The sequence below is a fragment of the Aquabacterium sp. genome (genome assembly GCF_041915145.1).
In the GTDB taxonomy this organism is placed as follows: Bacteria; Pseudomonadota; Gammaproteobacteria; order Burkholderiales; family Burkholderiaceae_C; genus Aquabacterium.
Window position 1 is genome coordinate 1 of record NZ_JAYSBZ010000126.1, and the last position, 4,908, is coordinate 4,908.

The 4,908-nt window shown below is 68.0% G+C and carries 6 protein-coding genes; all 6 read left to right on the top strand.

Annotation, left to right across the window (positions count from 1 at the left end):
• The coding region (locus ACE3SS_RS14790) for an adenylate/guanylate cyclase domain-containing protein (protein WP_374595257.1) at positions 1-566 on the top strand (566 nt) is incomplete at its 5' end.
• 145 nt (positions 567-711) lie between these two features.
• Entirely contained in the window at positions 712-1,596 is an 885-nt protein-coding gene (locus tag ACE3SS_RS14795) for an MBL fold metallo-hydrolase (protein ID WP_374595260.1), read from the top strand.
• Positions 1,597-1,856: 260 nt separating this feature from the next.
• The gene (locus ACE3SS_RS14800; RefSeq protein ID WP_374595262.1) at positions 1,857-2,396 is read left to right on the top strand and encodes a pilin; all 540 of its coding nucleotides are present in this window, start codon (positions 1,857-1,859) and stop codon (positions 2,394-2,396) included.
• Between the two features lie 82 nt (positions 2,397-2,478).
• Positions 2,479-3,045, top strand: a complete 567-nt coding sequence (locus tag ACE3SS_RS14805; RefSeq protein WP_374595264.1) for a pilin — start codon at positions 2,479-2,481, stop codon at positions 3,043-3,045.
• A 55-nt stretch (positions 3,046-3,100) separates the two neighbouring features.
• Positions 3,101-3,871 carry a TfpX/TfpZ family type IV pilin accessory protein gene (tfpZ, locus tag ACE3SS_RS14810; RefSeq protein WP_374595266.1) on the top strand — a complete coding sequence of 257 codons (771 nt, stop codon included), beginning with the start codon at positions 3,101-3,103 and terminating at the stop codon, positions 3,869-3,871.
• Positions 3,872-3,913: 42 nt separating this feature from the next.
• Positions 3,914-4,908 (top strand): O-antigen ligase family protein (locus ACE3SS_RS14815; RefSeq protein WP_374595268.1); only part of this gene is annotated, 995 nt, incomplete at its 3' end.

Sequence of the window (4,908 nt, forward strand, 5' to 3'; positions counted from 1 at the left end):
ACCGGCAGCTGACGGTGATGTTCTGCGACCTGCGCGACTTCACCCGCGTGGCCGAGCGGCTGCAGCCGCAGCAGCTGCGCGAGGTGGTCAACCTGTATTTCTCGCGCATGAGCGCCGTCATTGCCCGCCACGGCGGCACGCTCGACAAATACATCGGCGACGCGGTGATGGCCTTCTGGGGTGCGCCCATCGAGTCCGGCAACCACGCCGCGCAAGCGGTGCGGGCCGCGCTCGACATGCTCGCCGCCCTCGGCCCCCTCAATGCCGAACTGCGCCGTCGCGGCTTGCCTGAAATCGAGATGGGCATCGGCCTCAACACGGGCCTCGTCTGCGTAGGTGAACTCGGCTCGGACAGCCGCCGCAGCTACAGCGTCATCGGCGACGCGGTGAACCTGGCCGCGCGCATCGAGGGTCTGACGCGCCGCCTGGGCATCGACCTGCTGGTCGGCGAGGCCACCTACCAGGCCGCCCAGGGCGACACCGCCGACCTGCCCTGGCGCAGCGTCGAGCGCGCCCAGGTGCGCGGCCGCGCCGAGCCGGTCACCGTCTACACCCCGCTGCCATGACCCCGCGGGCCGCGCCGCCTTGTACGGCAAGACCCGCGCTTGTGCACAGATGTAAGCGCCGCGCGTGTCAACTTTTTGACACCGCTGGCCAGTACGTGGCGGAGCGACCGTTTACTTCTTGAGGCGCGCCCCGACAATGTCTCTCATGGACTCGCCCCGCAACGCCCCCACCCCGGCCCCGCGCGGCCCCGCCCGGGCCCGCGCCCAGGTGCGCGTGCTCGGCTGCTCGGGTTCGATCGCGGCGCGCTGCCACACCACGGCCTTCTTGCTCGACGACGACGTGCTGATCGACGCCGGCACCGGCGTGGGCGAGTTGCGGCTCGATGAGCTGGCCTGCATCGAGCACATCTTCCTGAGCCACTCGCACCTCGACCACGTGCTCAGCCTGCCCCTGATGGCCGACAGCGTGATCCGCCTGCGGCAAACGCGCGAAGGGCTGCGCCCGATCCACGTCCACGCCCTGCCCGCCACGCTCGACGCGCTGCGCCAGCACATCTTCAATGGCGTGATCTGGCCCGACTTCACCCGGCTGCCCAGCGCCGCGGAGCCCTTGCTGAAACTGCACCCGATCGAGATCGGCCAGACCCTGAGCCTGCCCGGTCGCGGCGACACCGAGCGCCGCATCGAAGTGCTGCCGGCGGCCCACACCGTGCCCGGCGTCGGCTTCGCCATCCAGGGCCGCAGCACGCGCGCCGACGCCAGCGAGGCCGAGCACCACACCGGCTGGTGGATCTACAGCGGCGACACCGGCCCCAACCCGGCGCTGTGGGAAACGCTCAACAGCCGCCCGATCGCCCACCTCATCATCGAAACCGCCTTCGGCGACGACGAGCAGCACTTGGCCAACATCAGCGGCCACCTTGCGCCGCAAACCCTGGCCGCCGAGCTGCAGCAGCTGGACGGCAGCGTCAGCGTCCACATCACCCACACCAAGCCGGGCGAGATGGCCGCGGTGATCGCCCAGATCCGCGCCATCGACACGCGCCACCGCATCGAGCCCCTGCGTTCGGGCCAGGCGTTCGAGCTGTAAAGACGTGGCGGACGCGGCGCGCTCGAAACGCGCCGTTACACGCGCAAAACGTCACTCGGGGCCTGGTTGCCAAAAAACGTCGCCCCGATTTCAGCCGAGCTGACCAAAGTGGTCACCCCACCCAAGCAGGCATGCGAGGAAACGAGAACAAATTCGCGCTTGCCCGCCCCGCTTCGATTGGCACGCGACCTGCACCTATGTCTGCACCCCGACACGAAGATGTCCTTCCAACCGCCGGGACCCTTTTTAGGAGCATCCATATGAAGCGCACTCTGCAACAAGGTTTCACCCTGATCGAATTGATGATCGTGGTGGCCATCATCGGTATTCTGGCTGCCGTCGCTCTGCCGGCTTACAACGACTACCAGACCCGTGCTCGTATCACGGAAGGTCTGGAAATGGCCAAGGATGCCAAGACCGCCGTGGGCACCAGCTCGGCCACCGCCATTGAACTGACGGCCGCCGCGACGGCGTTCAATGCTCAAGCTGCCGGCCACGGCGTGGTGACCAAGTACGTGTCCGACGTTCAAATTACCCCTGCAACGGGTGTCGTGACCGTGACCTACAACGCCACCAACGTGGGCACATCGATTGGCGCCGGTGCAACGCTGGCCTTGACCCCGTACATCAACACCGGCGCGGCGTTCGTGCAACTGGGTGCCGCTCTGACCGCCGGCAACTCGGGTGCCATCGACTGGGCTTGCGCCAGCGACTCGGCCACCGTTTCTGCTGGTCGCCACATGGCCGCTGCTACTGTTGGCACCCTGCCTGCCCGCTTCGCTCCCAGCGAATGCCGCTGATCGCTCAAGCGATACACGCTGCAACGAAAGGGGCTCGCAAGAGCCCCTTTTTTGTTGAGTCGGGCTGGGCACAATACCGCCCATGCCTGCCTCCTCCTCCTCGCTCGTCACCGCCCGTCACCCCCCCCGCCGTGCCGGCTTCACGCTGATCGAGATCATGGTCACCCTCGCGGTGCTCGCCATCCTGACCACGCTGGTGCTGCCGAGCTACACCGACTACCGCGTCCGCTCGCGGGTGTCCGAAGGCCTGCTCCTGGCCCTGGAGGCCAAGGCCACGGTTGCCGATGGCGTGGACGCCGCCGCGCTCGCCGCTCGCGCACAAGCCCACAACCTGCGCAATGGGGGCAACGGCCTGTCGAGCAAATATGTGCGATCGATCCTGATCGACGCGCAAACCGGCACGGTCACCATCACCTTCACGCCCGAAGCGGGTGTCACGCCAGGGGCCGATACGCTGACGCTGACGCCTTACGTCATCGCCGCTGGAGCCGCCCCGATCCAGGTGCAGTCCGTGGCCGCCACCGGTAGCTCCGAACCGCTGCTGTGGGGCTGCGCGTCGACCACTTCGATTGCAGCCGCCGGCCACGGAGTGCCCCCGGTGGTCAGCGGCACCCTGCCCGCCAAGTGGGCGCCAACCGAATGCCGCTGAGGGCCGGGCGCCCTGCCATCGCAATGGCCCTACCCTGTTTTGCCTATCTTGCGCCATGAACTCATCCACTCCCCTCTGGAAAGCCAAAGCCCTCGCGTCGCTGCTGCACCTGGGCTTGTCGCTACTCGTCGCCGCCGCCGTGGCGGGCCTCGTGTTCGGCGTGTGGTACCCCCACGAATACAGCGCGATGTCGGGCGGACGCAATCTGTTCGTGCTGATGGCCTCGGTCGATGTGGTGATGGGCCCGCTCCTGACACTGGTGGTGTTCAACCCCACCAAACCGCGTACCGAGCTGCGGCGCGATCTGGCCATCATCGGCGCGCTGCAACTCGGCGCGCTGGGCTATGGCATGCACACGGCTTTCGTGGCACGCCCGGTCGGACTGGTCTTCGAGGTCGATCGTTTCAAGATCGTGTCGGCCAACGATGTGCTGCTGTCCGAGTTGCCCCAAGCGCGTCCCGAATACCGGCAGCTGCCCTGGCTCGGCCCGCAGCTGATGAGCGCACGCGAGTCGAAGCCCGGCGACGAAAAGCTGCGCAGCATCGAGTTGTCACTGCAAGGCTACGACGTCGGCCAGCGCCCCAGCTACTGGCAACCCTACGCCGATGCGCAAGCCCGGGCGGCGCAGCGAGCCCAGCCGGTGTCAACGCTGATCCAGCGCAACCCGACACGCCGGGCCGACATCGAAGCCGCGCTGCGTGAGCACCACGCAGCTGCCACGTCCGCACGCTTTCTGCCGATCCAGTCGCGGATGGGAGATTGGGTGATGTTGCTCAACGAACAAGGGCAACCGCTCGGTATCTTGGCCGCCAACGGCTTCTTCTGAGCCGCCTGTCTTCGTTGACCCCTGGCAACCGACAATCGCACGATGCGCTCTCCCTCCCCTGCTCTCGCCTCCGGCCCGCTGGCGCTCGCCCTGCTCGCCATCTGCGTCCCCACCCTGCTGGCGTTCAACCAGTCGCCCTCGGCCACCTTCTTCAACCAGGCGCTGTCGCTGCTGGGCTGGGGCATCTGGTGCGCGGTGCTGGGCAATGAGTTGCTGGATCGGCGGGCGCGGTCGGCTGCCGCATCGGCCGGCTCGGTGGGCGCCTGGGCGATGGCGGGCGGCGGACTGGTGTTGATCGCCTGCGCCGTGTGGTCGGCGCAGTGGGGCAGCCTGCCGTGGAACCTGGCGTTGTCGGCGCTGGGTCTGTTGCTGGCCGCGCTGCTGGTGTTCATGATTGGCTGGCTGGCGGCCGCGCATGGCGACGGCCCCCGCACCTTCGAAGCCGCCTGCGCCGCCTTGATGCTGACCGCAGTGATGGGCACCGTGATCGGGCTGGTGCAGGTGTTCGCGCCCAGCCTGCCGGGCAAGTTGGGCAACGGCAATGTCATCGCCGCCACCACCTACGTCGGCCGCGCGGTGGGCAACCTGCGTCAGCCCAACCACCTGAACACCTTGTTGATGTGGGGCTGCGTGGCCGCAGTGTGGCTGGCGGCGCACGGCACGCTGCGGCGCTGGCTGGCGATCAGCCTGATGACGGTTTTCGTCTTCGCGATGGTGCTCACCGCCTCGCGCACCGCCTACCTGGGCCTCGCGGCGATGGTGCTCTGGGGTGTGCTCGACCGCAGCCTGCCGCGCTCGCTGCGCCACGCGCTGTGGGCGCTGCCGCTGATGTACGCCGCCGGCTGGGCGCTGATGGCGCTGCTGGCCCACGTTGGCGCCGTGAGTTTTGGCGCCGAGGCGCGCCTGCACGATGGCAGCGACATTTCGAGCTCGCGCTTCAAGATCTGGTCGGACACGATCGCGCTGATCCGCATGGTGCCGTGGACGGGCGTGGGCTTCGGCGAGTTCAACTTCGCGTGGTCGCTGACGCCCTTCCC

Bases quoted from the DNA above. Each gene is read 5' to 3' on its own strand.
- ACE3SS_RS14795 (WP_374595260.1), top strand. From the start codon at position 712: ATGGACTCGCCCCGCAACGCCCCCACCCCGGCCCCGCGCGGCCCCGCC.
- ACE3SS_RS14800 (WP_374595262.1), top strand. From the start codon at position 1,857: ATGAAGCGCACTCTGCAACAAGGTTTCACCCTGATCGAATTGATGATC.
- tfpZ (WP_374595266.1), top strand. From the start codon at position 3,101: ATGAACTCATCCACTCCCCTCTGGAAAGCCAAAGCCCTCGCGTCGCTG.
- ACE3SS_RS14805 (WP_374595264.1), top strand. From the start codon at position 2,479: ATGCCTGCCTCCTCCTCCTCGCTCGTCACCGCCCGTCACCCCCCCCGC.